The 24,363-nt window shown below is 65.8% G+C and carries 19 protein-coding genes and 1 pseudogene; 5 read left to right on the forward strand and 15 right to left on the reverse strand.

The window, feature by feature from the left end:
• Positions 1–136: 136 nt before the first annotated feature.
• The gene (locus B0G62_RS28925; protein WP_103707597.1) at positions 137–2,479 is read left to right on the forward strand and encodes an FdhF/YdeP family oxidoreductase; all 2,343 of its coding nucleotides are present in this window, start codon (positions 137–139) and stop codon (positions 2,477–2,479) included.
• A 72-nt stretch (positions 2,480–2,551) separates the two neighbouring features.
• Here B0G62_RS28925 and B0G62_RS28930 read toward each other — a convergent pair whose 3' ends face one another.
• Together B0G62_RS28930 and B0G62_RS28935 are read right to left on the reverse strand one after the other, a co-directional pair.
• Positions 2,552–3,205: a UdgX family uracil-DNA binding protein gene (locus B0G62_RS28930; protein ID WP_103707598.1), complete on the reverse strand. Its 654-nt coding sequence runs from the start codon at positions 3,203–3,205 to the stop codon at positions 2,552–2,554.
• Between the two features lie 82 nt (positions 3,206–3,287).
• Positions 3,288–4,409 carry a glycosyltransferase family 2 protein gene (locus tag B0G62_RS28935; protein WP_103707629.1) on the reverse strand — a complete coding sequence of 374 codons (1,122 nt, stop codon included), beginning with the start codon at positions 4,407–4,409 and terminating at the stop codon, positions 3,288–3,290.
• A gap of 241 nt (positions 4,410–4,650) precedes the next feature.
• Between B0G62_RS28935 and B0G62_RS28940 the strand changes: the two genes are divergently transcribed.
• Entirely contained in the window at positions 4,651–5,640 is a 990-nt protein-coding gene (locus B0G62_RS28940) for an NADP-dependent oxidoreductase (protein ID WP_103707630.1), read from the forward strand.
• Positions 5,641–5,665: 25 nt separating this feature from the next.
• Here B0G62_RS28940 and B0G62_RS28945 read toward each other — a convergent pair whose 3' ends face one another.
• The 8 genes from B0G62_RS28945 to B0G62_RS28980 are packed head-to-tail and all read right to left on the reverse strand — an operon-like array spanning position 5,666 to position 14,848.
• Positions 5,666–6,661 (reverse strand): UDP-glucuronic acid decarboxylase family protein, encoded by a 996-nt coding sequence (locus tag B0G62_RS28945; RefSeq protein ID WP_103707599.1) that lies wholly within the window; start codon positions 6,659–6,661, stop codon positions 5,666–5,668.
• A gap of 25 nt (positions 6,662–6,686) precedes the next feature.
• Entirely contained in the window at positions 6,687–7,658 is a 972-nt protein-coding gene (locus B0G62_RS28950) for a glycosyltransferase family 4 protein (RefSeq protein ID WP_244193421.1), read from the reverse strand.
• On the reverse strand, positions 7,652–8,785 hold the full coding sequence (locus B0G62_RS28955) for a glycosyltransferase family 9 protein (protein WP_103707600.1): 1,134 nt from the start codon (positions 8,783–8,785) through the stop codon (positions 7,652–7,654). Before B0G62_RS28955 ends, B0G62_RS28950 begins: the two co-directional genes overlap by 7 nt.
• Before the next feature lie 12 nt (positions 8,786–8,797).
• Positions 8,798–9,859, reverse strand: a complete 1,062-nt coding sequence (locus B0G62_RS28960; RefSeq protein WP_103707601.1) for a glycosyltransferase family 2 protein — start codon at positions 9,857–9,859, stop codon at positions 8,798–8,800.
• Entirely contained in the window at positions 9,856–11,646 is a 1,791-nt protein-coding gene (locus B0G62_RS28965) for a carbamoyltransferase family protein (RefSeq protein WP_103707602.1), read from the reverse strand. Before B0G62_RS28965 ends, B0G62_RS28960 begins: the two co-directional genes overlap by 4 nt.
• Positions 11,647–11,675: 29 nt before the next feature.
• A complete protein-coding gene (locus tag B0G62_RS28970; RefSeq protein ID WP_103707603.1) occupies positions 11,676–12,866 on the reverse strand; it encodes a glycosyltransferase family 9 protein in 1,191 nt (396 codons plus the stop codon).
• Positions 12,863–13,486 (reverse strand): D-glycero-alpha-D-manno-heptose-1,7-bisphosphate 7-phosphatase, encoded by a 624-nt coding sequence (locus B0G62_RS28975; RefSeq protein WP_103707604.1) that lies wholly within the window; start codon positions 13,484–13,486, stop codon positions 12,863–12,865. Before B0G62_RS28975 ends, B0G62_RS28970 begins: the two co-directional genes overlap by 4 nt.
• A 51-nt stretch (positions 13,487–13,537) precedes the next feature.
• Positions 13,538–14,848 carry a glycosyltransferase gene (locus tag B0G62_RS28980; RefSeq protein ID WP_103707605.1) on the reverse strand — a complete coding sequence of 437 codons (1,311 nt, stop codon included), beginning with the start codon at positions 14,846–14,848 and terminating at the stop codon, positions 13,538–13,540.
• 246 nt (positions 14,849–15,094) lie between these two features.
• On the opposite strand from B0G62_RS28980, the gene B0G62_RS28985 reads away from it, so the two are divergent.
• Positions 15,095–17,722, forward strand: coding sequence for an ATP-binding cassette domain-containing protein (locus tag B0G62_RS28985; RefSeq protein ID WP_244193422.1), 2,628 nt, complete (start codon positions 15,095–15,097; stop codon positions 17,720–17,722).
• 313 nt (positions 17,723–18,035) lie between these two features.
• Here the strand turns inward: B0G62_RS28985 and B0G62_RS28995 are convergent, their stop codons facing one another.
• Positions 18,036–18,356 (reverse strand): hypothetical protein, encoded by a 321-nt coding sequence (locus B0G62_RS28995; protein WP_103707608.1) that lies wholly within the window; start codon positions 18,354–18,356, stop codon positions 18,036–18,038.
• Between the two features lie 159 nt (positions 18,357–18,515).
• Here B0G62_RS28995 and B0G62_RS29000 point away from each other — a divergent pair, with 159 nt between their 5' ends.
• Together B0G62_RS29000 and B0G62_RS29005 are read left to right on the forward strand one after the other, a co-directional pair.
• Positions 18,516–19,289 (forward strand): PIG-L deacetylase family protein, encoded by a 774-nt coding sequence (locus tag B0G62_RS29000; protein ID WP_103707609.1) that lies wholly within the window; start codon positions 18,516–18,518, stop codon positions 19,287–19,289.
• Between the two features lie 43 nt (positions 19,290–19,332).
• Positions 19,333–19,665: pseudogene (locus B0G62_RS29005) on the forward strand (NADPH-dependent FMN reductase); the annotation flags it as partial.
• Positions 19,666–19,896: 231 nt separating this feature from the next.
• Here B0G62_RS29005 and B0G62_RS29010 read toward each other — a convergent pair.
• From B0G62_RS29010 to B0G62_RS29025, 4 genes are all read right to left on the reverse strand, one after another.
• A complete protein-coding gene (locus B0G62_RS29010) occupies positions 19,897–20,247 on the reverse strand; it encodes a hypothetical protein (RefSeq protein ID WP_103707610.1) in 351 nt (116 codons plus the stop codon).
• Positions 20,248–20,313: 66 nt separating this feature from the next.
• Complete coding sequence (locus tag B0G62_RS29015; RefSeq protein ID WP_103707611.1) at positions 20,314–22,566, reverse strand: xanthine dehydrogenase family protein molybdopterin-binding subunit; 2,253 nt, start codon at positions 22,564–22,566, stop codon at positions 20,314–20,316.
• A 2-nt stretch (positions 22,567–22,568) separates the two neighbouring features.
• On the reverse strand, positions 22,569–23,594 hold the full coding sequence (locus B0G62_RS29020) for an FAD binding domain-containing protein (RefSeq protein WP_103707612.1): 1,026 nt from the start codon (positions 23,592–23,594) through the stop codon (positions 22,569–22,571).
• On the reverse strand, positions 23,591–24,178 hold the full coding sequence (locus B0G62_RS29025; RefSeq protein WP_103707613.1) for a (2Fe-2S)-binding protein: 588 nt from the start codon (positions 24,176–24,178) through the stop codon (positions 23,591–23,593). The genes B0G62_RS29020 and B0G62_RS29025 overlap by 4 nt, the downstream gene beginning before the upstream one ends.
• Between the last annotated feature and the right edge of the window lie 185 nt (positions 24,179–24,363).

The following is a 24,363-nucleotide window of genomic DNA, read 5'->3' on the forward strand; positions in this document are numbered from 1 at the left end:
TTTTTAGCACGGGGGCACCGGTCTGCATCCGGCGAAACCGTGCGCCCCATGCGGAACGAAGATTGCGCTCCGTCGAAAACATGGACGGCATTGGGCGAGGCGCAACATGGGAAAATCTTCCCGGCAGACCGCACGGATGAGACATCACCCTGACGCTTACCCGAATGCTTCGGGCGGCTGGGGTTCGGTAAAGGCGGTCGCGCGCATACTCGTGCAGGAAAGATCGGTGCTGCGCGACGCGAAAATCCTGCCGCGTCAGAACAAGCCGGATGGCTTCATGTGCGTCAGTTGCTCATGGGCCAAACCCGCTCATCCGCATACGTTTGAGTTCTGCGAGAACGGTGCCAAGGCCACCGCCTGGGACACCACTTCGAAGCGCGCAGATCGCGCTTTCTTCGCGAAGCATACAGTCAGCGAGTTGCTGGGATGGCACGACCATGATCTGGAGGAAGCGGGGCGTCTGACCGAACCAATGCGTTATGACGTCGCGAGCGATCGCCTTGTGCCGGTCTCGTGGGACGAGGCATTCGCGGCGATCGGCGCGCAGTTGCGGGCGCTCGATCCGGACAGCGTGGTGTTTTATACCTCGGGTCGCGCTTCGCTGGAAACCGCGTACATGCTGCAATTGTTCGCACGCATGTATGGCACCAACAATATGCCGGACAGCTCCAACATGTGCCATGAGAGCACGAGCGTGGGCCTCACGCAGGCCATCGGCGTGGGCGTGGGAACGATCGGTCTCGACGATTTCGAGCATACGGATCTGATGTTTTTCTTCGGTCACAACGTGGGCACCAACAGCCCGCGTATGCTTCACCAGCTTCAGGATGCACGCAAACGCGGTGTGCCGATCATCACATTTAATCCGCTACGCGAGCCGGGCCTTCTTTCTTTTGCTAATCCACAGTCGCCGCGCGACATGTTGCTGCCCGGCGATACCCAGATCAGCACGCAGTATCACCAGGTGCGGCCCGGCGGCGACAGCGCGGCGCTTGTCGGTCTATGCAAGGCCGTGCTGGAAGCGCATGACAGCGCGCTTGCGAGCGGCGGCTCCGAGGTGCTCGACACGGCGTTCATCCGTGAGCACACAGTCGGCTTCGAGGATTTTGCGCAATACCTGCGCGAGACCGACTGGGCCGAAATCATACTCGTGAGCGGGCTCTCGCGCGCCGCGATCGAATCCGCCGCGCTCGTCTATATGCAGTCCAATGCGGTGATTGCCCACTATGGTATGGGCCTCACGCAACATCGTCTGGGTGTGCAAAACGTGCGCATGCTCTGTAACCTGCTGTTTCTGCGCGGCAACATCGGCAAACCGGGGGCAGGACCGTCGCCGGTGCGCGGGCATTCGAATGTGCAGGGCCAGCGCACGGTCGGTATTACCGAAAAGCCCGAACTCGCGCCTCTCGATCAACTGGCACGCCAGTTCGACTTTGAGCCGCCGCGCAAGGCGGGCTTCAACACCGTCGAAGCCTTCGAGGCCATGATCGACGGGCGCGTGCGCGCTGTCGTGAATCTCGGCGGCAACCTGGTGCGCTCGGTGCCCGACCGCGCGCGTATCGAAGCCGCTTGGCGCGGGTTGCAGTTGAACGTCAACATCGCCACCAAGCTCAATCGCAGCCATCTTGAACACGGCAAAGATGCGTGGCTGCTCCCATGCTTGAGCCGTATCGAAATCGATCGCAGCGGCGGGCGGGAACAATACGTTTCCATGGAAGACAGCACGGCGCGCTTCCACGGTTCCCGCGGTGTTGCGGAGCCCGCATCGCCCGATATCCGTTCCGAGCCGTTTATCCTGGCCGGCCTTGCAAAGGCGACGCTGGGAGAGCGATCCACTGCCGATTGGGGGGCGTGGAGCGAAGATTACACGCGCGTGCGCGCGGAAATCGCGAAGACGTGGCCCGAGATGTTCCACGATATGGAAACACGGATGTGGACGCCAGGTGGCTTCGTGCGCCCTCTACCCGCGCGCGAGCGCAAGTGGAAAACGCAGAGCGGCAAAGCCGAGTTTCAGGTCCCGGAAACGCTGAACGAGGACCCCGACATGCCGCAGAGCGAGCCCGGCGCGTTGCGCCTCATGACGCTGCGCGCGGACGGACAGTTCAATACCACCATCTACAACCACGATGACCGCTTTCGCGGCGTGCGGGGTTCGCGCATGGTGCTGCTCATGAATGGCGACGACATGAAAGCGCGCGATATTGACACGGGCGATCGCCTGACCCTGCAGACGATTTCGACCGATGGCGTGGTGCGGCAGGTTGCGGGTCTGGCCGCGATGCCCTATGACGTGCCGCGCGGGTGTCTGGCAGGCTACTATCCGGAATGCAATCCGCTGCTGCCGCTCTGGCACTGCGCGAAACAGAGCAAGGTGCCAGCTGCCAAGTCGATTCCCGTGCGCGTAGTGGCAGTCGATAAAAATACGGGCAGTGCCGGCGACACATTCAGGGCAGACACAGGCGCGCCGCAACACACTTAATCGAAGTCGCGAGCCGGGGGCGGCCTGGCAACACTTCCCCAAGGAGCGCGCGTTTTAGAAAATACCCTGTCCTCATTCCTTCCGACGGCTCAGCAACGCTCGTGCATCGCGCAACGTAGCGCTCAGTTGAGCGCGTGCGTCCTCGCGTGCGGTCGCCGACGGCGCGCGCAACACATATGAGGGATGCCACGTTGCCAGTATCACCGCATCGCCGCGACGAGTTGGCTCGTGCATATAAGCGTTGAGTCGGGCATGCGGGTCATTCAGGACAGCGCGTAGAGCAGTTGCCCCTAACGCAACGACCACGTGCGGCTTAATCCGTGTTAATTCGGAGTCCAACCAATACCTGCATGCCTCGACCTCGCGCTGCACCGGCGTCTTGTGCAAACGCCGTTTGCCGCGTAATTCCCATTTGAAGTGTTTGACCGCATTGGTTATATAAATAGTCGGGCGTTCGATACCGACTTCCGCAAGTATCGAATCGAGCAACCGGCCCGCAGCGCCGACAAAGGGCAGACCCGCGCGATCTTCACTGTCGCCCGGCTGCTCACCGACCAGCATCAGCTTTGCGTGCGGGTTTCCTGCGCCCGGTACCGGCTGGGTAGCGTCGTAGAACAGCGAACACCGGTGGCATTCGTCAAGCGATCGTGGTCGCTGGGCGGCGTCTATCAATATCGAAGCAGGCTTATCGCCTCGACCACTCGCCGTTCGTGGGTTCGTCGTCATAGCGGGACTCCTGCGTCGTTCCAACGACTGCTCCGATATTTCGCGTTTCTGGCACAGCGCACCCTCACGCAGTTTGGAGCAGCTACCGGGCAGTCGTCTCGGGGGGATCGAGCGACTCGGCGTCGGGATCGACCTCAGGATCGAGCGGGGGCGCATCCGGGTCTTCCGAGGGGCCGATATCCGGCAGATCGGTTTGCACCACGTCTGACTGTTCGGGCCGGATCGGGTTGTCGTCCTTGTTCGGAGTGGTGGCCATGGTGGGCTCCTGGAGGAATGACTTGTGCAATAAGGGAGCAGGTTTCGCTCCCGTGCTTCGCAAACGGGCATCACGCTCCGCGCGGCGCACTGCTTCGCGCATGTTTAACACCCGCGCCGCCACCGGTTTGCGGTTGTGCGACGCCCATTGCAGATCGCGCCAGAGCGCGAGCCAGGCCCGCGCCGCCCGCCGCTCGCGAAGCGCGGCGCCGAGCGCACGCCAGGTCGCCGCCAGCGCTTCGGTGCTGGGCAACCGCAGCCACGCGACCAGCGCCGCGTTGCGCGCAAGCAGGCGTCTGCGCAGTTCGCTGTCGCGTAACATCGAGGGCCGGTGATGGACTTCGAGATGGGGTGCATAGGCGATTTCGTGGCCCGCCTGCAGGAGATCCAGCGCTAGCAGCGCTTCTTCGCCGCCTATGAACAGACGCGGCTCGTAGCCACCCAGTTCGCGAAAAAGATCGGCGCGAAATACGCAGGCTCCGGCCATGAATCCTGTGAGCGAGCGCAGCGGATGGCCGGTGCCGGAGAGCGGACTGTCGGCCATCAACGCGCAAGTCGGGTCGAGCGTGCGTTGCGCGCCGACTACCACCCGCGCCGACAGCACGCCAATCCGGTTATATCGTTCGAGCAGTTCCACTGCCTTGGCAAGCGCGCCCGGCCGCCAGTCGGTATCGTCGTCGCTGAAGGCGATATAACGCGTGCTCGCCAGGTTCGCGCCCAGGTTGCGCGCCGCCGCGCCGAGATTCGATTTGCTGCGTACCACTTGCAGTCCCGGAAACGTATGCGCGAGCAGTTGGGGCGAGCCGTCGCTCGACCCGTTATCGACCACGATGACCGCGGGCCGCTCGGGCAGACGTAGCAGCGACGCGACCGTGCGCATCAACTCCGCGCGTCGGTTGTGAGTGAGCACGATCACGCTGATGTGCGGGTTAAGGAAATGGTGTTTCATGCGGGTCATCCTCGATCGTTTCTTTTGCGCGCCGACTCACACCGCAGCTGGCCGGATCGCAATAACAAGACGCACAAGACGCACAAGCCGCGAAATCGCGCTGCGCATGCGTTGTACCCACGCGGCGCGCTGCCCGCACGGGCGTTCCGGCTTGGGTCTGTCGATTGCGCGACAGTCTGCGAGGCGCGACGCTGTCCGATCCTTGGCGGCGTCGCAATCGACCGTCGAAAAGGAGCAAATCATGGAACTGCAAAATGAACCGCATAGGGATCAGGAATCGCGTGCATTGCCGGAAACGATGCGCGCGTGGCGCGTGAAGGCTTTTGGGGGCCTCGACGCGCTGCGCCGGGAGACCGTGCCGCTGCCGTCGTTGCGCGACGACGAGGTGCTGGTCGAGGTGCACGGCGCCGCGCTCAATCCGGTGGATCTGAAGACGCTGGAAGGCCGTTATCCGACGATCACGCAGCACGATCTACCGTTCACGCTCGGCCGCGATGTGGCGGGCGTCGTAGTCGCGCGGCCCGAAGGCGCGAGCGGATGGGAGCCGGGCACGCGCGTATGCGCGTTCATCGGCCAGGGTCAGGGCGCGCTCGCGGACTATGTGGCTGTTCCGATGAGTGCGCTGGCGAACGCTCCGCGCGGGGCTGGCGTCGATGTCGTGGCGGCCACGCCGCTTGCCGCGCTCACGGCTTGGCAAGGACTGTTCGATTACGGCAAGCTCGAACGCGGCGAGCGCGTGCTGATCCAGGGGGCAAGCGGCGGCGTGGGACGCTTCGCGGTGCAGTTCGCGCGCCGCTGCGGCGCGTATCCGATCGTCACCGCTTCGGCGCAGACACATGAAGCACTGCGCGCGCTAGGCGCGAGCGAAACCATCGACTACCGCAGCCAGCGTTTCGAGGACGTGACCGGCGACATTGACCTCGTCTTTGACCTGATGGGCGGCGAGGTGCAGACGCGCTCGTGGACGGTGCTAAAACCCGGCGGAACGCTGATTTCAACGCTGACCGAACCTTCGCAGGGCCAGGCCTCGGCGCATGGCGCGCATGCCGCGCGCTACACCACGCGCGCAGACGGCGCCCAGTTGGAACACATCCTGGCGCTGCTCGAACGGAGCGAGATCACGGTCGAGGTGGTAGAGCGTTACGATTTCGACGCCATCGGCGAGGCCTTCGCGCGCCTGGAGAGCGGCCATCCGCACGGCAAGCTCGTGGCGTTGCGCGATGGGGCGTGAGTGGGCCTGCTCGGCATCGGCCGCGTTAAACATGCGGCGCCGCGGCTTGGGCGACGGGGGCGGCGTGCGCATCGTCGATCAGACGGCGAAACCAGTCGAGCGTCGCGCCCAGCCCGATATCGAGCGGCGTATGCGGCGTCCAGTCCAGCAACCCCCGCGCGCGCTCGATCGAAGGGCAACGGTGGCTTGGGTCGTCGGCGGGAAGCGGCGCGAACGCGATCGGCGAGTCCGACTGCGCGAGCGCGATCACGAGGCGCGCGGTGTCCAGCATCGATATTTCATGAGGATTGCCGATGTTTACGGGGCCGTCGCAGGGCGTCTCGCACTCCATCAGGCGCATGAGGCCGTCGATCAGGTCGTCGACATAGCAGAAGCAGCGCGTCTGCGAGCCGTCGCCGTAGACGGTCAGCGCTTCGCCCGTGAGCGCCTGCACGACGAAATTCGAAATCACGCGGCCATCGCGCGGATGCATGCGCGGCCCGTATGTGTTGAAGATGCGGGCAATCCTCACATCCATGCCATGCTGACGACGATAGTCCATGCACAGCGTCTCGGCGCAACGCTTGCCTTCGTCGTAGCACGCGCGCGGACCGATGGGATTCACGTGACCCCAGTAGTCTTCGGTTTGCGGATGGCAGAGCGCATCGCCATAAACTTCGCTCGTCGAGGCCTGCAACAGCCGCGCATGCACGCGCCTGGCCAGTCCGAGCATGTTGATCGCGCCGTGCACGCTGGTCTTGGTGGTCTGCACGGGATCGTACTGGTAATGAATGGGCGAAGCGGGACAAGCGAGGTTGTAAATCTGATCGACTTCCACGTATAGCGGAAACGTCACGTCGTGACGCATCAGTTCGAAGTTTGCGTTATCGAGTAGATGCGCCACGTTGCGCTTGGAACCGGTGTAAAAGTTATCGACGCACAGTACATCGTGGCCCTGCGCGACAAGGCGCTCACACAGATGCGAGCCGAGAAAGCCTGCGCCGCCCGTGACGAGAATGCGCTTGCTGGTCAGTTCTTTCATGATGAGCGTTCTCCAGTCACTTCACTTACGCCGCGACTTCGCGTAGCGCGACATCCCAGTCGTGGGCAAATCGATCGATGGCGAAGCGCTCAAGCGCGGTGCGCCTCGCCGCGTCGCCGAGCTGGCGCGCCAGCGCCGGATCGTGGATCAGGGCGCGCATGGATTCGACAAGCTTATCCAGGCGTGTATCGACGAAGCCGTTTTCGCCGTTGCGAACCACGCTCGCAAGCTCCGTGGTCGCGAGGCCCACGATCGGCAGGCCGACTGTCATTGCCTCGACGATTGCCAGTCCGAGGCTCGTCCAGCGGATCGGATTGAAAAAGAAGCGATAAGGCGCGATGAAGGCAGGGAGATCGGGGTTCGGTATTTCCCCGATTCCGCCCAGACTCTGCGCATCCATGCCGACCAGGTCGAGCGGCACGTCGCGCCGCGCGGCTTCGAACACATCGGCGCCCAGACGCCGTCCGCGTTCACGCAGATGGTTGACGACGACGATGCCGCGCGCGCGGTTGCCTACGCGATCGCCGCGATAGCGCGCGTCGCCGGGCACGAGTACGCCGTGTTCGATCACCCGCGCGGGGGTCTTTCCGCTGTCCCACATCAATGCGTTAAACGGCGTGACGTGCACCAGCAGCGTGCCCGGATCGTCTACCCAGTGACGCTGCGCGAAGGGCGCTTCCTGCGGCGGATCGTGTTCGATATAGACGCGCGGCAGCCGCCGTTGCGCTTCGCTCAACAGGTCCAGCCGGTCGTGCTCCCAGTGACTGCGGTGCTGATAGACGATCAGATCGAATTCGCGCGACACCACCTCTTGCGCGGCGACTTCGTGGACGTTGGCGCCCCACGGCAGGGCGCCGACGCGGCCTGCGTAACCGGGTGGATGGCCGGGCTTCGTGACGATATGGAATTCGTGCGGAGCCTGGGTCAGGTAGTAGAGGTAATTGCCGTGCACGTGCCAGGTCAGCACGCGCAAGGGGCGTGGGTTTCGCATCAGCATGGCGGCAGGCTCCGTTGATCGTGCGGGGCGTCTGGATACATCGGTGGGCGGGTCGTGGGCGGACCATCGGCGCCCTGCAATTGCGTGCGCGCGAGCGTCGCCACCTCTTCGACGCTCACATTGAGCGCGCAGGGATGGCCGTGCGGGCAAACCGGATACATGCAGGGACGGCATTCGGGCCAGTCGGCGATCACGCGATGGCGCGCGCGGTCAAGCGGCGCCCAGCGCCGCGTGTCGCTGCCGCAGGCCACGACCACGCTTGGCGTGCGCATCGCGGCGGCGAGATGCGAAAGCCCCGTATCGTTGCAGACGACCAGGCGTGCCGCCCGCACAAGTGCCGCGAGCGCGCCGAGCGTCGTCTCCCCGGTGAGATGCCGGGCGCCTTGCGTCATCGCGCCCAGCATGCCAGCCGTCAACTCGCGTTCATGCGCCGTGCCCGTTACGGCGATCTGCCAGCCGTCGAGGGCGAGTGCGTCGGCCAGCGCGGCGAAGCGCTCAGCGGGCCATCGCCGCGACGGCAGCTGCGCGCCCGGATGGACCAGCACGAGCCGCCACGGATCGAGTCCATGGTGATCGATCAGCGCCGCGCAGGCGGCGCGATCGGCGTCGTGTAGCGGAAACCAGAGCGTATCGTCGCGCAAGGCCCGGCCGCGCACGCCGGCCGCGTGCAGCAGCGCGAGATAGCGCTGCGGTTCGGGCAGCCGGTCGGGCCAGGCTAGAAAGCGCCCGGGCGGCGGAGTTTCGCCGGGCTGGCTAAAGCCCACGAGTGCGCACGCGCCGAACGCGTGCACCAGCGCGTTGGCGACGCCGCCGCTGCCATGCAACTGGATCGCCAGATCGAAACGGCGCAGGCGCATCGCGTGGAGAAACGCGGGCAGGCCGCTCTCGTCCTCGGCCTGCTCGGGAAAGCCGTGCGCCCCCGGAAAAGCGATAAATTCGTCAAGCAATGTCGGATAGCGCGCCACGAAGTCGCGCGCCCACGGCAGTCCCACGAGCGCGATATGCGCATGTGGGCAGGCTGCGCGCAGCGCGCGAAGCGCGGGGACGCAGCAGAGCATGTCGCCCAGTTGCAGGGCGCGGAAAATGACGATGCGGCGTGGCGCAGGCGTGTCGAAAAGCGGGATCATCGGCGCACCCTTTTAAAGAAACCAGACGCGATAGCTGACGGCGCCTTGCAGCCGCCAGTAGATCGACAGAAACGGAATCCATAGCGACGTCCAGATCATTTCGAGCACATGCAGCGCGTCGTGGCGCGTATCGCGTAGGCGCCGCGCGCAGAAGCTGGCGGTCAGCGCGAGCCAGATCGCGAGCGCCGCCAGCGCGATGCCGGTGTGCCGCAGCGCGAGCGCCATCGCAAGGACGAGCACGCTCGCGAGCACGCCGTAGTAAAGCAGCGGCGGCCCCGCGGCGATGCTCTCGCGGTAGAGCGCGGGATGCTTGCGGAACAGCAGCGCCTCGAACCGGCTCTTGCGCTGCTGCGCGAGGCTCACGCCCCAGCGCGCGGGGCGCACGGGATGCACGACCACGGCATCGTCGGCGCGCGCCAGCGAGGCACCTGCGCGCAGCAGGGCGAACTGCAGATCCGAATCCTCACGCCAGGCGCTGGTAAAACGTTCGTCGAAGCCGCCTACTTCGGCCAGCGTCGCGCGGCGCACGAAGGCGTTGGCCGTGGCGAATTCGGCCTGCGCGAGGCCACTGGCGTCGCGTTCATAGTCGCTCGGCGCGCCTTCGAGCGGCACGACGATACGCCCCGCCACCGCATGCGCGCGTTCGAGCGCCGCAAGACCGGCGCGCAGCCAGCCGGGTTGCGGCACAGTGTCGTCGTCGGTGAAGGCGATCAGCGGCGCGCGCGCGGCCCGCCAGCCGGCATTGCGGGCCCCGGCCGGGCCTTGCGTATCGCGCACCGGCACGTAGCGGATCGCGAGACCGCGCGGTGCCTCCCGCGCGGCGCGGCGCCCGACGGCTTCGCGCGTGGACTCGTCCGGGCCGTCATCGCACACCACGATCTCATAGTTGGCGGTCGGCAGATCCTGCGCGCACAGCGCGTCGAGGCAGCGTTCGAGCAGGGCGGCGCGCCGGAAAGTGGGCACCACCACGGCAATGCGCAGATGTTCGAGCAGCGCGCCCGGATAGCCATCGAACGACGGCTCCGGCGCACCGATGGGCCGCGATTCGCGCAGTTCGACGTCGGCGGCTTTCATGCGCGCTCCTTCGCTGAGGCAGGCGTCTTGCTGACCAGAAACGGCCCGATCACGAGCGCGTCGAGCGGCGAGGTCCAGAACGACTCAAGCGCGTCGCGCGGCGAATTCACCATCGGCTCGCCGCGCGTGTTGAACGAGGTGTTGACGAGCACCGGCACGTCGGTGCGTCGCTCGAATGCCGCGATGAGGTCGTAGTAGAGCGCGTGCTGCGCACGGTTCACGGTCTGCACGCGCGCGGTTCCATCGACATGGCGCACGGCCGGAATGCGCGCGGCCTTTTCGGGCCGGACATCGAAGATGAACAGCATGAAGGGCGCGCGCCGCGCATCGACGAACCATTCGCTGGCGCGCTCTTCCAGCACCACGGGCGCGACGGGCCGGAAATCCTCGCGGTCCTTGATCTCGTTGAGCTTCGCCTGCATGCCGGGATCGACCGGCGAGGCGAGGATCGAGCGTGCGCCCAGCGCCCGCGGCCCGAATTCCGTGCGGCCCTGGAACCAGCCGATGACCTGGCCGTCGGCGAGCAGTTGCGCGGCTTCTTCGGCGATATCGTTCAGACGCCGGTAGGGTGTTTTCGACCAGCGCAGGAAGCTTTCGATGGCGTCGTCGTCGAAGGCGGGACCGAGGTAGGCGTGGTCCATTCGCCAGTGCCGCTCGGCGCGGGTTTCGCCCGCTGCGCGCGCGGCCTCGGTGCGCAGACGGTAATCCGTCCAGAGCGCCGCCCCCAGCGCCGTGCCCGCATCGCCGGCGGCGGGTTGCACCCAGACATCGTCAAACGGACCGTGGTCGCGCACGAAGGCGTTCATCACGCAGTTCAGCGCCACGCCGCCCGCCATGCAAAGATGGCGCAGCCCCGTGCGGGCGTGCAGCCAGCGCGCCATTTCCAGCACGGTTTCCTCAAGCACACGTTGCAGCGACGCGGCGATGTCGTAGTGCCGCTGCTCCAGCGGGCCGCCACGTTCGCGCGGCGCGCCGAAGCGTTCGACGAGGCGCGGCTCGGCGACTGTGTAGTGGCCGTCGCCGCGGTAATGCACGATCTCGCGAAAGGCGTCGAGGTAGCGCGGCTCGCCGAACGAGGCAAGCGCCATGACCTTGTATTCATCGGACGAGTGCAGGAAGCCCAGCCAGCCCGTGACAGCCTCGTAGAGCAGCCCGAGGGAATGCGGCAGTTCTACCTGCGTAATGCGCTTGTACACGCCGTCGCGGAATGCGCCGAGGCTGGTCGTCACGCCTTCTCCCCGGCCGTCCATGGTGAGCACGGCGCAATTGTCGAACGGACTCGCGAGAAACGCGCTGGCTTCGTGTGCAAGATGATGCTCGACGAAATGCCACTCGAAACCCCGCTCGCGGTCCACGCCGGCAAAGCGTCTGCGCAGATGATGGGGCGCGCCGTCGAGCAACTGGGCTTTGGCGTTGACGATATAGCTCAGAAAGAGCGGATCCCACGGCGAGCCGTTTTCATGATTTTGCGGGCCCGGCTGCGCGCGCACCTGTGTCGGATCGAAAGGTAACGCGATGGTGGCGCCCGGCTGCGTGGGCATCGCGGGAAACAGCGCGGGGTCGTAGGAATAGGCCACGTGATCGATGTCGGCGAGCGTGATGTTCGCTTGGGCAAGACAGGCGTCGATGGCGTCGAAGGGCAATTGCCAGGTCGAGAACGGGACGGGCCGCTTGGCGTGCTTCACGTGTGTGAAGCGTTCGTCCTCGGCGGCGGCGATCACGACTCCGTCTTGCAGCAGCGCAGCGGCGCTGTCGTGGTAGACGGCATTGATTCCCAATGTGTACATGGCGGCGGACTCCAGTAAGCGTTGGAATGTCAGACGATATGGACAGGCACAACGGCACGGGCTGGCAGTGGCGGCGCATAGCCGAGCAATTCGTGCGCCGCGCGGGCGACCTCGGCGGGCGGCACGCTGCGCAGACAGGCGTGATGGCCTTCGGGGCAGATGCTGCGGTAACACCAGCGGCAGTCCACATCGCGATACAGCAGCCGATGCGGTGTCATCCAGGGTGTGTGCTGGGGATTCGTGAGCGCGTAGAGATCGACCACCGGCGTACCGAGCGCGGCCGCCAGATGCACGGGACCGCTGTTGTTGGCGATCAGCAGCGCGGCCTGTTCGAGTAGGGCGATCAGTTCGGCGAGCGTGAACGCGCCGGCGCAGTCGATCACCCGCGCGCGAGTGGGGGCGCTCATGTAGCTCGACACCTCCGCGGTCAGCGCGGCTTCCTGCAGACTGCCGGTGAGCACGATGGGGCCGGGCGCGGCGGGCGCGATCAGATCGAGCGCCCGGGCGTGCAGCGCGGCGGGATAGCGGCGAGACGCCGCGCTCGCGCCCGGATGGACGACCACGCAGCGCACGCTGGGCTCGACGCCGCGCATGCGCAGCTTGTCGGCGAGCGTCGCGCGAGCCGCGGGGCTCACGCGCAGCCGCAGGCGCGCATCCGTTACGCGGGCGCCCACGCTTCGCACCATGGCCAACTGGCGTTCGACCTCGTGGCGGAGTTCGGCGTGAGGTTCGCGATCGGGTATCCAGTGCGTCAGCAGCGCATAGGGATTTTCGCGGCAGTGAGCGAGCCGCCGCTCGATCCCGGCCAGGAAACACAGGGTCGCGGCGGGTAGCGGGTTCTGGCTGTAGACCGTGAAGATGGCTGCGGCGTCGAAGGAGCCGGCGCGCAACTGCGCGAGCAGCGCGGCCTCGTCGCCGCTTGCCGGGCTGCGGGTGGCGTTGCTCCAGGGCGCGTCGTATTCGATCACGTCGTCCACGTCGGGAAGATGGCGCGCGATCGCGGCTCCCGCCGGCGAGGCCAGCAGCGTGATGTGACGGCGCGGCGCGCTCTCGCGCAGGGCGTGCAGGGCCGGCGTGGTCATCAGGACGTCGCCCATGTTGTCGAGGCGCACGCAAAGAATGCGGCGCACCTCCGCGTCCCACGGTGCGGCTGCGGGCGCGACGCCGGGCGTGCGCGCGTGGGCTTGGAGCGGCGCGCGCGGGAAAGGCGTGCCGTTCATCGCAGCACCGTCTCGCACATGGCGCGGGGCCCCCTGCTCTCGTAGGCGTGACGCTCCACGATCATCTGGGTGGCTTCGTAGAGATTGGCGACGATCGCATACGGCAGGCGTCGCGGCGCGCTCTGCCATTCGGTCTCGTTGCCGCAGTCCACGAGGACGCTGCGGCAGCCCGCACGATTGCCGGCTTCCACGTCGTTCAGGATATCGCCCACCATCCAGCTTCGCGTCAGGTCGAGCCGGAGTTCGCGGCCCGCGCGCAGCAGCATCCCCGGCTGCGGCTTGCGGCAGAGGCACGCGCTCGCATACGGCATGACGTGACCGGCAGGATCGTGCGGGCACCAGCAGGCAGCGTCGAGCGTCGCGCCGCAGCGCTCGAACATGCGCCGCAACTGCCTTTCGACGCCGTGCAAGGCCTCTTGCGCAAAACGTCCGTGCGCGACGCCCCCCTGATTGCTGACTACGACGAGCCGAAAAGGCGAGCGGGCGAGCAGTTCGAGCGCCTCGCCGGCACCCGGCGCGAACCGCATTTTCGCGGGATCGACGTTATAGGGAATGTTTTCGAGCAGCGTGCCGTCCTTGTCGAGAAAGACGGCAGGACGCTGATTAGAAGTCCTGTTCATACCGGCTCCGCTTGGCATACTGAAGTCGTCACATTCGATCACCGGGCATGGTCACATCGAGCCCACGACGCGCAAGGACTGCGCCGCGGCGCTTTCGCTGTCGGCGTCCGCCCGACGCCGGCTGGATGGCGCGGCCCGGCTGCCGACCAGACGCGCGTAGATTTCTTCGAGTTCGAGGCCGATACGTCGCCAGGTGAAATAGGCCTCGGCGCGCGCGCGGCCTGCTTTGCCCATGGCGCGCGCCTGTTCCGGATCGGCGTACAGCGCATGCAGGCGGGCGGCCAGCGCGTGGGGGTCGCGCGCTGGCACCAGCCAGCCGGTCTCGCCATGCCTTACCGAGTGACGGATCCCGCCCACATCGGCGCCGATCACAGGCGTGGCACAGGCCATCGCTTCGAGAGGGGTGATGCCGAAGGGCTCGTACCAGGGCGTGGTGACGAATACGTCCGCGGCGCTGTAGTAGTAGCGCAGCGCGGCCCGCTCGCGACGACCCACGAAGACCACCCGGTCCTCGATCCCGTAACGATGTGCGACGCCGCGCAGCCGCGCGATCTCCGGCGTGGCAAGTTCGTTCGGGGTGTCGGCGTCCCCGCCGACGATGTAGAGGCGCGCCTTCACGCCATAGCCCGCCTGTAGCGCCGCGATGCTTTGCACGACATTGTCGATGCCTTTGCGGCGCACGAGCCGGCCCAGTTGCAGAACCGCGAATTCGTCGCGCGGCCAGCCGACATGCCTGCGCGCCTCGCGACGCTCGACCGGGGCGAACTCCTCGGGATCGAAACCGCAGGCCACCACGGCAATTCGCTTCGGTTCGGCCCGATAGTGTTCGATCAAATCGGACTCGTCGGCAGGACATTCCGCGATCACGCAGTCGGCGCGCCGCACGATTTCGTCTTCGATCGCGAAGCGCTCATCGGGAAATCCATCGCTTGCGCCCTGGTGCAGCCGCCGCACGCGGCCGAGCGCATGGAACGTCATGACCAGCGGCACGCGCAGTGCATCCTTTGCAGCCAGTCCCGCTATGCCCGACATGAAGAAGTTCGCATGCACTACGTCGTAGGGTTGCGCTTCCCGGCTGCAAAAATCGACGACGAACGAGGCGAATTCCCCCATGTGCGGAAGCAGCTTTTCCTTGGGCAGCTGCGTGGGAGGACCCGCGGGCACGTGCACGACGCGGATGCCGTCCATCAGCGAGATCGGCGGCAGCAAGGCGCGGTCTCGCCGCGTGAAGACGTCAACCTGATGTCCCGCGCGCTGCAATTGACGCGCGACGTGTGCGACATAGATGTTCTGTCCACCGGTATCCACGCCGCCCGCCAGCGCGAGTGGCGAAGCATGTTCGCTGATGAGTGCAATTTTCATGGGACTTTCCTCGCAGGAATCGGCTAACCGAACAGAAGGCCTCGTGAGTGCGCCGGCGCGGGCAGCTCGATCGGACCTGCGCCGCGAATGTTGCACCGGGTGCAACGACGAGAGCATTTGACGTGCCAATCGTCCCGTTTCCGAAAAGCGCGGCAACCCGCGGCACGGGAGCAAGGATTGCGCACAGCACGGCTTCGCCGTCGTTGCGCGCGTGTTGGCCAGGGAGGTAGCAGATGGGAGCGGCAGATGAATGAAGCCTCAGCCGGGGGCCGCTCCATGCGCGGGCAGCGCAGGCGGATCGCCCGCGCGCTGGGCGCGGCGTTGTGGCAGCATGCTTCCGCCACGGCGGCGGCGACGGCGCTCATGATCCTCGCGCGACTGGGCGCGGTCTCGGTGCCGATTGCGCTCAAGCATCTGATCGACCATCTGGGGGCGCCACACCGGCTCGCGCTGGTACCCGTGCTTCTCGCGCTCGCTTATGCGCTGCTGCGCTTTCTGTCCGATGCGCTGGGAGAAGCGCGCGACGTTGCATTCAGCGTGGTGGTGCAGCGCGCGGTCGCGTCGCTGCGCGAGCGGACGTTCGCACAGCTACACCGGCTGGGGGCGCGCTTTCATGCGCAGCGCGAGACGGGGGCGATCGTGCGCGACGTGCAAAAGGGTGCGGATGCGCTGGGTTTTCTACTCGGCACGGCCTTGTTTTCCGTGTTGCCGACGTTCATCGAAATCGTCGTGGTCGTCGCGATCATCGCGGATCGCTATGATCAGAGCTTCGTGCTCGCGATCGCGGCAACGTTCGCTTTTTACGCGGCGTACACGGCGATTTTTACCCGGCGGCGTCTGGTGTTCCAGCGCGCCGTGAATGCCCTGGAGGCGCGCGCCGATGCCCGGCTCGTCGACAGCCTGCTCAACCAGGACACCGTGAAGTATTTCTCCACCGGCGAGCACGAGGTCTCCCGCCTGCGTGGCTTGCTCGACGAATGGGTGCTCGCGCGGCTGGCCAATCAACGCGCATTGACTGCGTTGCATGTGGGGCAGAGCGGCGTGGTGGCGGCAGGCATTGCCGCGGTGATGTTGATTGGCGTGCAGAACGTCCTGGCGGGCGCGATGACGATTGGCGATCTCATCCTCGTGAATGCCTACATCATTCAGTTGTGCGCGCCGCTCAATACGCTGGGCTTCGTGTTCCGCGAAGCGAACGACGCGCTCGTGGACATCGAACGGTTGTTCGGCATTCTCGCCGCGCGCGGCACGCCAGGCGAAGATGCCGATATGGCCGATGCGCAGGCGCTCCACGTGCTCGACGGCGAGGTGAGGTTTCGTCACGTAGATTTCGGCTATGAAACGCGGCAGGCCGTGCTCCACGATATCGACTTCACGGCGGCGCCGGGGCAGACCGTGGCTGTCGTGGGCGGAAGCGGCTCCGGCAAATCCACGCTGATACGTCTGCTATTTCGCTTCTACCGCCCGCAGCGGGGCAGCGTCGAGATCGACGGACAGGATCTTGCGCGCGTCACGCAGTCGAGCCTGCGCGACGCGATCGGCATCGTGCCGCAGGATACGGTGCTGTTCAATGAAACCATCGCCTACAACATCGCCTATGGACAGCCTCGGGCCACGCGTGCCGACATCGTGCGCGCGGCCCGCGCCGCCCAGTTGGACGACCTGATCGAGCGGTTGCCCGATCACTACGAAACACGCGTGGGCGAGCGGGGGGTGCGGCTTTCGGGCGGCGAGCGGCAGCGCATCGCGATCGCGCGCGCGATTCTCAAGAATCCGCGCATCATGGTCTTCGACGAAGCGACATCGGCGCTCGATACGCGTTCCGAGCGGGCCATCCAGAACGAACTGCGAAGGCTTGCGCGCGGCCGCACGACGCTGGTGATCGCGCATCGGCTGTCAACCATCGTCGATGCCGATCTGATCCTGGTCATGGAACATGGGCGCATCGTCGAGTCGGGGCGTCACGAAGCACTGCGCGCGCGCGAAGGCGTCTACGCGAAGATGTGGGCGATGCAGTGGCAGCAGGACGATCTGGAACATGCGGGGCGTCGCCTCGCGACCGCACCCGTGAATGTCGCGGAACTGCTCGGGCGGGCGGCGGCGACGGTGCGCGAGGGCGGAGTGCGCGCGAGCATCGAAGAAAATGACAGCCATTGGGTCGATGCGGAAGATGCCGACGCGCTGGCGCAGGCGCTGGTGGTGCTCGCGAAGAACGAGACGGAGCCGGCGACGCGCGAGGTACGCTTCGGCGCGCGACGCGATGGCAATACGGTGCTGCTCGGCGTGACCGGTGGCCCGCGGCCCGCGCCGCTCGCGGATGAAGCCTTGGCGCGTGTGGAAGCGCTGTTGCGCGAGGCGGGTGCGAGTCTCACTCTCGATCCGCAGGATCATAGCGTGCGCTACGCCGCTGCCCTGCCTCTGCATGCGCTGGTGCCCGAACCACCGGCACCGCATAGTCCTTCGCGGATGCCGTGCGAACTCGCAGGGCTACGCATTGCCGTGCTGGACGACGACGAGGAAACCCGCGACGCGCTGGAGGCGGCGCTGACGTTGCACGGCGCGCAGGTGGAGGTGTATGCGGGCGGCGCGGCGTGGCTAGAATCGCTGCGCGGGCGCGAAAGCGCGCAATGGCCTGTTGTTGCGCTCTGCGATCTGCACCTCGGCGACGAAGACGGCGCGCACGTGGTCGAGTCACTGCGCGAACTGGAACAGGCGCGCGGCGTGGCGCGTCCCGTCGCAGTGCTGGGAATGACGGGGGAATTCGCGCGTGTCGCTGCCGCCCATGCCGCGCGCGATCTCTTCTCCGCGTGTCTTGTGAAGCCCGTCACGGTGCCCGCACTGATCGAGGCGATCGAGAGCGAGTCCAGGCCGTGACAGGAAATCAACCGGGCGAATGCGCGTTCGTGGTTTCGCCGGCAGTCTTGCTCGCGGCGCCCGTCACGCGCCACACTGCATTGCCCACGACGTCGGCAACGACAGCATGAGCGTCTGGCACGAGCGAATCGTCGCGGGCAAGGCTCAGCCAGCAGCGGCGTCGGACCTGGCTTTGCCCGCGGCTGTTGGCTCCGCCGCGCCGGCACACGAGTAGTGCTCCGTTCAGAGGAGCGACGTGCCGCGTAGCGCAGGCACGCCGTTCCGCTGTTAGCCCGCCTGCGGCGGCAGCGCGCCCGCCACCTTTGCTGTTACGTTATTGCCCCTTCGTATCACTGCTGGCGTCGGCACCGGGCGTGTTGGTCGTATCGTTCATCGGCTTCTTCGTCTTCGCGTGCGACTTCGTATGCGAGCGCTGCATCGACTTATGGCTTGCCGATCCCGTGCCCGACGCGCTTTGGTCCGGATAGGCATTGCCGCTGCCTTCGCCGCTCGCGCCTGCCGGCGTATTCCCCGTGCTGTTGCTACCGCCGCCGGTTCCGCCGTTGCCGCCGCCAGCGCCTTGGGCGAGCGCCCCGGCAGAAGCCGCGAGCATGAGACTGGTGAGGACGGCGACCAGAGTGTTGCGTGTGTTCATGACTGTTTCTCCCTCATCGAGTTGACGGTTGGCGAGCGCCCGCGTGGCGCGTCCGTGGCATCCCGAGCGCACATCGCGTGCCGCTTGAACGGGAGAAGTCGGCGGCCAGGCGTGACATTTGCACGCGCGTTGTTTTCTTTCCCCGCCACAGGAGCTGCAATGCCGCCAGGCGCCACCCAAACCGCCGCAAGACCTGCGATAACGCCATCCGCTTCGCCGCGTCTTATTGTCGTTTCGCCCCATCTCGACGATGCCGTACTCAGTTGCGGCAGTCTGCTTGCGCGCTGCGCGGGTTCCGTAGTGTGTACGGTGTTCGCGGGAAAACCCGTCGAGCCGCTGCGCACCGACTGGGACACAGCTAGCGGATTCGGTGACGCACACGAGGCGATGGACGCGCGCTGGCAAGAAGACGAGCGCGCGCTTGCGCTTTGCGGCGCGGCCCCGCTTTGGCTGGATTTTCTCGATTCGCAATATGGGGTGCCGCCGGGTGTGGCCGAAGTCGCCGATGCGCTGGAAGCACAGTTTCGCCGTTTTGATAGTTGCCTGCCCGTGTGTCCGCTTGGACTGTGGCACTCCGATCATGAACTGGTGGGGGCGGCGTGCAGGCGACTCGTGAGCAGCAGGCGGCTCGCCGGTTGCATTGCCTATGAGGATGCGATCTATCGCGCCATGCCGGGCGTGCTGAAAGCGGGACTGACGCGCCTGCGGGACGATGGACTGCGGGCGTGCTTCGTACACCCGCGCGCCTTTGGCGCGGCGGCGCGGAGCAATGCGGCGGCGATCAAGCGCCGCGCCATCGAAGCCTATGAAAGTCAGGCTCGCGCCTTCGACTCGTTTCCGCCTGACGTAAAACGTAGGGAACGCTTCTGGCGCATCGAATCGGTCGGCCGTGCGCTCAATGGCCCGAACGGGGCCGGTGCGGGGCGTCGATGAGGTTTTCTTATCAGATGAGCGGATTTCAAGGAGAAAACCGATAATTCGCGGATGGGATTTTCCGAAGCATCTGGCAGGACGCATTTACGGGCCGGTTGTTCATGTCGATGTGGCCGGGATCGAGGGTGCCCGACGGACGCTGGCAGATTGGCTCGACTGGATGGGCTGGATCGATGCGGGCGCATTGGCCCGTATTGACCGAATGATTGGCTATTCCGAGCCGTATGCCACCTCGCACCTCGCGCTCGATGCGGACACAAACTTGCAGGCGGAGGTTGCCAACGTCGCCCGCGCCGTCACTGCGGCGGTCAGTGCGTTACGCGTGGGCAAGCAGCATCGTGCCGGCGAAGGCATCGAGCCGCCCCGCGCGAAGTAAATCCGGCGTCGATCTCTCCTGCCGCAATCGATAGTTCGCCGAGCCTGGGGCTAGCGAAACTGGCGCCAGGACAATTTGGCGACGGGAGCGACGACGATGGAGATGCTTGCTGCGCTTGTGCGATAGGGATGGCGATCGCGATGGGGTGGCGGTTGTTTGGGGAGCCTGGTTTCGGGTTTCCGTTTTCGGCGGTCGTCGAGGTGTTCGTCGCGCGATCCCCCGCGCGATGGCTCAGCCGCCCCGCGTATTCGGTATCGTGACGGCGCCTGTGCAGTCGATCAGCGCGGTTTGATTGGGGTCGCCAGCCTGCTGATCCCGGGTGCGGAACGGCACGACCCAGCGCCGACTCTCTTCGTCCCAGCGGGCGCCCGACGGAATGGCGAACGCTGTGCCTCCGGTCTTGTTTTGCAGCGCTGTCTGACGCCATTGCGCCGGGTTATTCTGGCAAAGGCCAGCGTCGGCAGGCTTGCGCGACCACGGCTTCATTTCGGCGAGGACAAACGTGATGACGATGAGCGCAGCACAGAAAATCGACACAATCGTGGTGTTGCGGCGTGAACGAAAACGAGTGGCTTGCGGCATGGAAAGCTCCCGAAGTCATGAGAAGTCATCCCGCGACCGCAAGCCGGGTGCCCGCGACCCTGCAGCCTAAAGCAGCTTGTCCAACGTGATGGGCAGATCGCGCACGCGCTTGCCTGTCGCATTGAAGATGGCATTGGCCACAGCTGCCGCCACGCCCACCACGCCAATTTCTCCCACGCCCTTCGCACCGAGCGGATTGACGACATCGTCCTGCTCGTCGACGAACAGCACGTCTATCTCGCCGATATCGGCATTGACCGGTATGTGATATTCGGCGAGGTTGTGATTCATGACGCGGCCAAGCGTGTGATCGACCTGCGCATGCTCGTGCAACGCCATGCCGATGCCCCATACCACGCCGCCCGCGATCTGGTTCGCCGCCGTCTTCGGGTTGACGATGCGACCTGCAGCGATGGCGCTGACTACGCGGGCAATGCGGATCGTGCCGAGCGACTCGTCCACGCGCGCCTCGACGAACACGGCCGAATGTGTCGCCATCGAATAGCGTCGCTGCAATTCTTCGGGCTTAAGTGTGACCTGTTCTTCCAGCGTCTTCATGCCCGCGCTTGCCAGCAGCGCGGCGATGCCGATGCGCGGTCTGTCCGGTGCAACGGTCACTTCGCCGCGTTCGATGACAAGTGCTTCCGAAAGCGCATCGGCGTCGAGGTTGGCGAAGCGTGCGCCGCCGTGAGCGACGATCAGTTGCGCGAGGCGCGCCCGCAACCGCGAGCAGGCGACAGACGCCGCACTGCCTACCGATGAGATGGTCCACGACCCGCCTTCGATTGGTGCCGGCGGCAAACTGGTATCGCCCAACGTGAAATGAACGTCGGTGATCGGCAGATGAAACGCATCGGCGGCGATCTGCGAAATCGCCGTATAAGTTCCGGTGCCAATATCCGCCGTGGCACTCGCGAGCGCCAACCGTCCGTCGGCGTCGAGAACGGCGCGCACGCTCGCTTCGTTCTGCATGGCGTCCCACATACCCGTGGCCATGCCAAAGCCCACCAGTTCGTGCCCGTTGCGCATCGCGCGCGGCGTGGCAATGCGCGCGCCCCAGCCGAAGCGCTCCGCGCCCTGCGCATAGCAGTCGAGCAGCGCCTTGCTCGACCACGGGCGGCGTTTGCTGGCGTCCTCGTCGGCATAGTTGCGGATGCGCAGTTCGAGCGGGTCCATCTGCAACGCCACGGCAAGCTCGTCCATCGCGGATTCGAGCGCGAACAGCCCTTGTGCGGCCCCCGGGGCACGCATGTCTGCCGGCGTCGGTAGATCAAGGCGGCCAACCTTGTAGCCGAGTTGCACGTGTTCGGCGCGATAGAGCTGGCCCGCCCAGTTGACGACTACATCGGTGAAATCTTCGAACTGCGAAGTTTCGCCAACGGCTTCGTGGATCACGGCCTGCAGCTGCCCGTCGCGCCGCGCTCCCAGCGCGACGTGCTGGATCGTGGCCGGACGGTGACCAGACGCGAACATCTGCGCGCGCGTGAGCGTGACTCGTACGGGCCGACGCAGGACACGCGCGGCCATCATCGCGAGCGGCAGGTGATACTGGGGCCGCAGACCCGCGCCGAAAGCGCCGCCCACGAACGGCGACACAACCCGTACGCGCTCGCGCGCGAGCCCGAAAACCTTCATCAGATACTGCTGCGTATTGCCCACGCCCTGGGTTTTTTCGTACACCGTGTAGCGGCCATCGGCAGAGGGGACGACCGTGCAGCCATGCATTTCCACCGGCTGATGATATTCCATCGGCGTGGAGTAGAACGCGTCGGTGTGCGCTTCGGCGTGTGCGAGCGCCTCGTAAGCGTTGCCGCGTGGCGCGGGCGGTGGCTCGAAGCCGGCTTTTTCGTTCGACGGCACAACCGCATCCTTCACCACGCTGGCGAGCTCGGTCTGATGCGGCTGGCTGCGGCAGCGTACGCGTACGAGCCGGGCCGCATGGCTCGCGAGTTCGAGCGTTTCGGCGACCACCATTGCGACGGGCTGACCAGCGAAGCGTATGTGCGCATCGCCCAGCGGTCGCAACGGCGTACCACCCGGCGCCACCTGATCTTTCCAGGCCGCGTCGTCGTCAGCCAGTTCGGGGCGGTTCTCGTGCGTGAGGACGGTCAGCACGCCGGGCATCGCCCGCGCGGCGGTCGCGTCAATGGCGAGGATTTCACCGCGCGCTACCGGCGCGTTGACGACCACGCCGTACACAAGCCCTGCGGCGGGAAATTCGGCGGCATAGCGGGCTGCGCCGGTGACCTTGCTGCGCCCGTCCAAACGGGATAGCGGCGCGCCGATATGGGTCACGGATTTGTCGAAAACGGTGGTCATGCTCATTCCTCCCGGACGTCGTGTTGGGTTGACGCCGTCGGCGAACCCGAAAGCGCGCGTTCGAAGGCGCGCACAATCGCGCGGCGGGCGAGTTCGACCTTGAATGCATTGCCGGGGCGGGGGGCGGCGTGTGCGACTACGGCATCGGCGAACTGCTCGTGTGCGCGGGTATCGCTGGCTTCGCGGCCGAGCAGCATTGCTTCGGCCGTGCGGTCGCGCCACGGCTTGTGTGCGACGCCGCCCAGCGCGCAGCCGAGCGCGGCGATCTGGCCGTCTTCCACACGCAGGCCGAGCGCGACGGAAACCAGCGCGAATGCGTAGGACTGGCGATCGCGCAGTTTCAGATAGGTGGCGTGCTGGCCGTAACCTTCGGCAGGCACCTCGACGGCAGTGATGAGTTCCGCTTCCTCCAGCACGGTTTCGCGATGCGGCGTGTTGCCAGGCAGGCGATGCAGCGCATCGAAAGGCAGGGTGCGTGAACCGTTGCGTCCCGCGATCAACACACTCGCGTCGAGCGCTTCGAGCGCGACGCATAAATCGGAAGGATGCGTGGCGATGCACTGTTCGCTCGCCCCGAAGATGGCATGCATGCGATTGACGCCGTTGAGCGCGGCGCAGCCGGTGCCCGGCGCGCGCTTGTTGCAGCAGGTGGCAGGATCGTAAAAATAGAGGCAGCGCGTACGCTGAAGCAGATTGCCGCCAACCGTCGCCGCATTGCGGATCTGCGCGCTGGCGCCCGCCAGGATCGCCTGCGTGATCAGTGGATACCGCTCGCGCACGCGCGCATCCCAGGCGAGTGCGCTGTTGCTCGCCAGCGCGCCGATACGCAGGCCACCTTGCGACGTCGGCTCGATGTCGCGCAGCGGCAGGCGTGTGATATCGATAATCGCCGTGGGGCGCAGGACGTCTTCGCGCATCAGGTCGACCAGATTCGTGCCGCCCGCGAGGAATTGCGCGTGGGGTGTGACTGAGTGCAGGTGCACCGCGTCGGCGACGCTGGTCGCCCTTGCGTAGGAAAAGCGGTTCATCGCGCGTCCTCCCCGTTTGCTGCGGGGGACCGGGCGCAACGCACGGCATCTACAGCATCGGCGATATTGACATAGGCGCCGCAGCGGCACAGATTGCCGCTCATCTGTTCGCGCACGTCGTCGCGACAGTGCGCGTGACCTTCCGCGAGCAGCCCGACCGCCGAGCAGATCTGCCCCGGCGTACAGTAGCCGCACTGAAAGGCATCGTGTTCGACGAAAGCGTGCTGAACCGGATGCAGCGTGTCACCCTCAGCGAGTCCTTCGATGGTGGTGATCTGCGCGCCGTCATGCACGAGGGCGAGCGCGAGGCATGAATTGATACGCACGCCGTTCACGAGGACAGTGCAGGCGCCGCACTGGCCGTGGTCGCAGCCTTTTTTTGTGCCGCACAGATGCAACTGCTCACGCAACAGATCGAGCAGGCTGGTCCACGGTTCGATGCTCAACGCGTGCTGCGTGCCGTTGATCGTCAGGGTGAGCGCTATTGTGTCTTCCAGGGACGCTCGGTGCGTACTCGAGTGCGATCCGGTACGCGATTCGGGGCGCGCCTGGGCATGAAGAGCGGTTTCGGTCTGGCTGGGCATGACAGTTCTCCTGGCTCGGTCGATTAACGCGAAAAGGAAAAAGGCGGAAAAGAAGGAATAGGCGTCTTTGCCTTGCGCAAAGGCCTTGCCCGCCGAAACGGCTTCAGACAGGTTGCTCGTCGTGCTCGCGTAATTCGGGTTCGAAGAACATCCAGCGCGCACAGCGAAGGCCGCGTTGCATCACA

The organism is Paraburkholderia eburnea, from assembly GCF_002917095.1.
Lineage (GTDB): Bacteria > Pseudomonadota > Gammaproteobacteria > Burkholderiales > Burkholderiaceae > Paraburkholderia > Paraburkholderia eburnea.

What these genes read in the sequence shown, in the direction of transcription:
- B0G62_RS28940 (WP_103707630.1), top strand. Translation starts at nt 4,651, where the DNA reads ATGGAACTGCAAAATGAACCGCATAGGGATCAGGAATCGCGTGCATTG.
- B0G62_RS29020 (WP_103707612.1), bottom strand. Translation starts at nt 23,594, where the DNA reads ATGAACCGCTTTTCCTACGCAAGGGCGACCAGCGTCGCCGACGCGGTG.
- B0G62_RS29010 (WP_103707610.1), bottom strand. Translation starts at nt 20,247, where the DNA reads ATGCCGCAAGCCACTCGTTTTCGTTCACGCCGCAACACCACGATTGTG.
- B0G62_RS28965 (WP_103707602.1), bottom strand. Translation starts at nt 11,646, where the DNA reads ATGTACACATTGGGAATCAATGCCGTCTACCACGACAGCGCCGCTGCG.
- B0G62_RS28955 (WP_103707600.1), bottom strand. Translation starts at nt 8,785, where the DNA reads ATGATCCCGCTTTTCGACACGCCTGCGCCACGCCGCATCGTCATTTTC.
- B0G62_RS28960 (WP_103707601.1), bottom strand. Translation starts at nt 9,859, where the DNA reads ATGAAAGCCGCCGACGTCGAACTGCGCGAATCGCGGCCCATCGGTGCG.
- B0G62_RS28985 (WP_244193422.1), top strand. Translation starts at nt 15,095, where the DNA reads ATGAATGAAGCCTCAGCCGGGGGCCGCTCCATGCGCGGGCAGCGCAGG.
- B0G62_RS28970 (WP_103707603.1), bottom strand. Translation starts at nt 12,866, where the DNA reads ATGAACGGCACGCCTTTCCCGCGCGCGCCGCTCCAAGCCCACGCGCGC.
- B0G62_RS28935 (WP_103707629.1), bottom strand. Translation starts at nt 4,409, where the DNA reads ATGAAACACCATTTCCTTAACCCGCACATCAGCGTGATCGTGCTCACT.
- B0G62_RS28995 (WP_103707608.1), bottom strand. Translation starts at nt 18,356, where the DNA reads ATGAACACACGCAACACTCTGGTCGCCGTCCTCACCAGTCTCATGCTC.
- B0G62_RS28925 (WP_103707597.1), top strand. Translation starts at nt 137, where the DNA reads ATGAGACATCACCCTGACGCTTACCCGAATGCTTCGGGCGGCTGGGGT.
- B0G62_RS28930 (WP_103707598.1), bottom strand. Translation starts at nt 3,205, where the DNA reads ATGACGACGAACCCACGAACGGCGAGTGGTCGAGGCGATAAGCCTGCT.
- B0G62_RS29000 (WP_103707609.1), top strand. Translation starts at nt 18,516, where the DNA reads ATGCCGCCAGGCGCCACCCAAACCGCCGCAAGACCTGCGATAACGCCA.
- B0G62_RS28945 (WP_103707599.1), bottom strand. Translation starts at nt 6,661, where the DNA reads ATGAAAGAACTGACCAGCAAGCGCATTCTCGTCACGGGCGGCGCAGGC.
- B0G62_RS28980 (WP_103707605.1), bottom strand. Translation starts at nt 14,848, where the DNA reads ATGAAAATTGCACTCATCAGCGAACATGCTTCGCCACTCGCGCTGGCG.
- B0G62_RS29025 (WP_103707613.1), bottom strand. Translation starts at nt 24,178, where the DNA reads ATGCCCAGCCAGACCGAAACCGCTCTTCATGCCCAGGCGCGCCCCGAA.
- B0G62_RS29015 (WP_103707611.1), bottom strand. Translation starts at nt 22,566, where the DNA reads ATGACCACCGTTTTCGACAAATCCGTGACCCATATCGGCGCGCCGCTA.
- B0G62_RS28950 (WP_244193421.1), bottom strand. Translation starts at nt 7,658, where the DNA reads ATGCTGATGCGAAACCCACGCCCCTTGCGCGTGCTGACCTGGCACGTG.
- B0G62_RS28975 (WP_103707604.1), bottom strand. Translation starts at nt 13,486, where the DNA reads ATGAACAGGACTTCTAATCAGCGTCCTGCCGTCTTTCTCGACAAGGAC.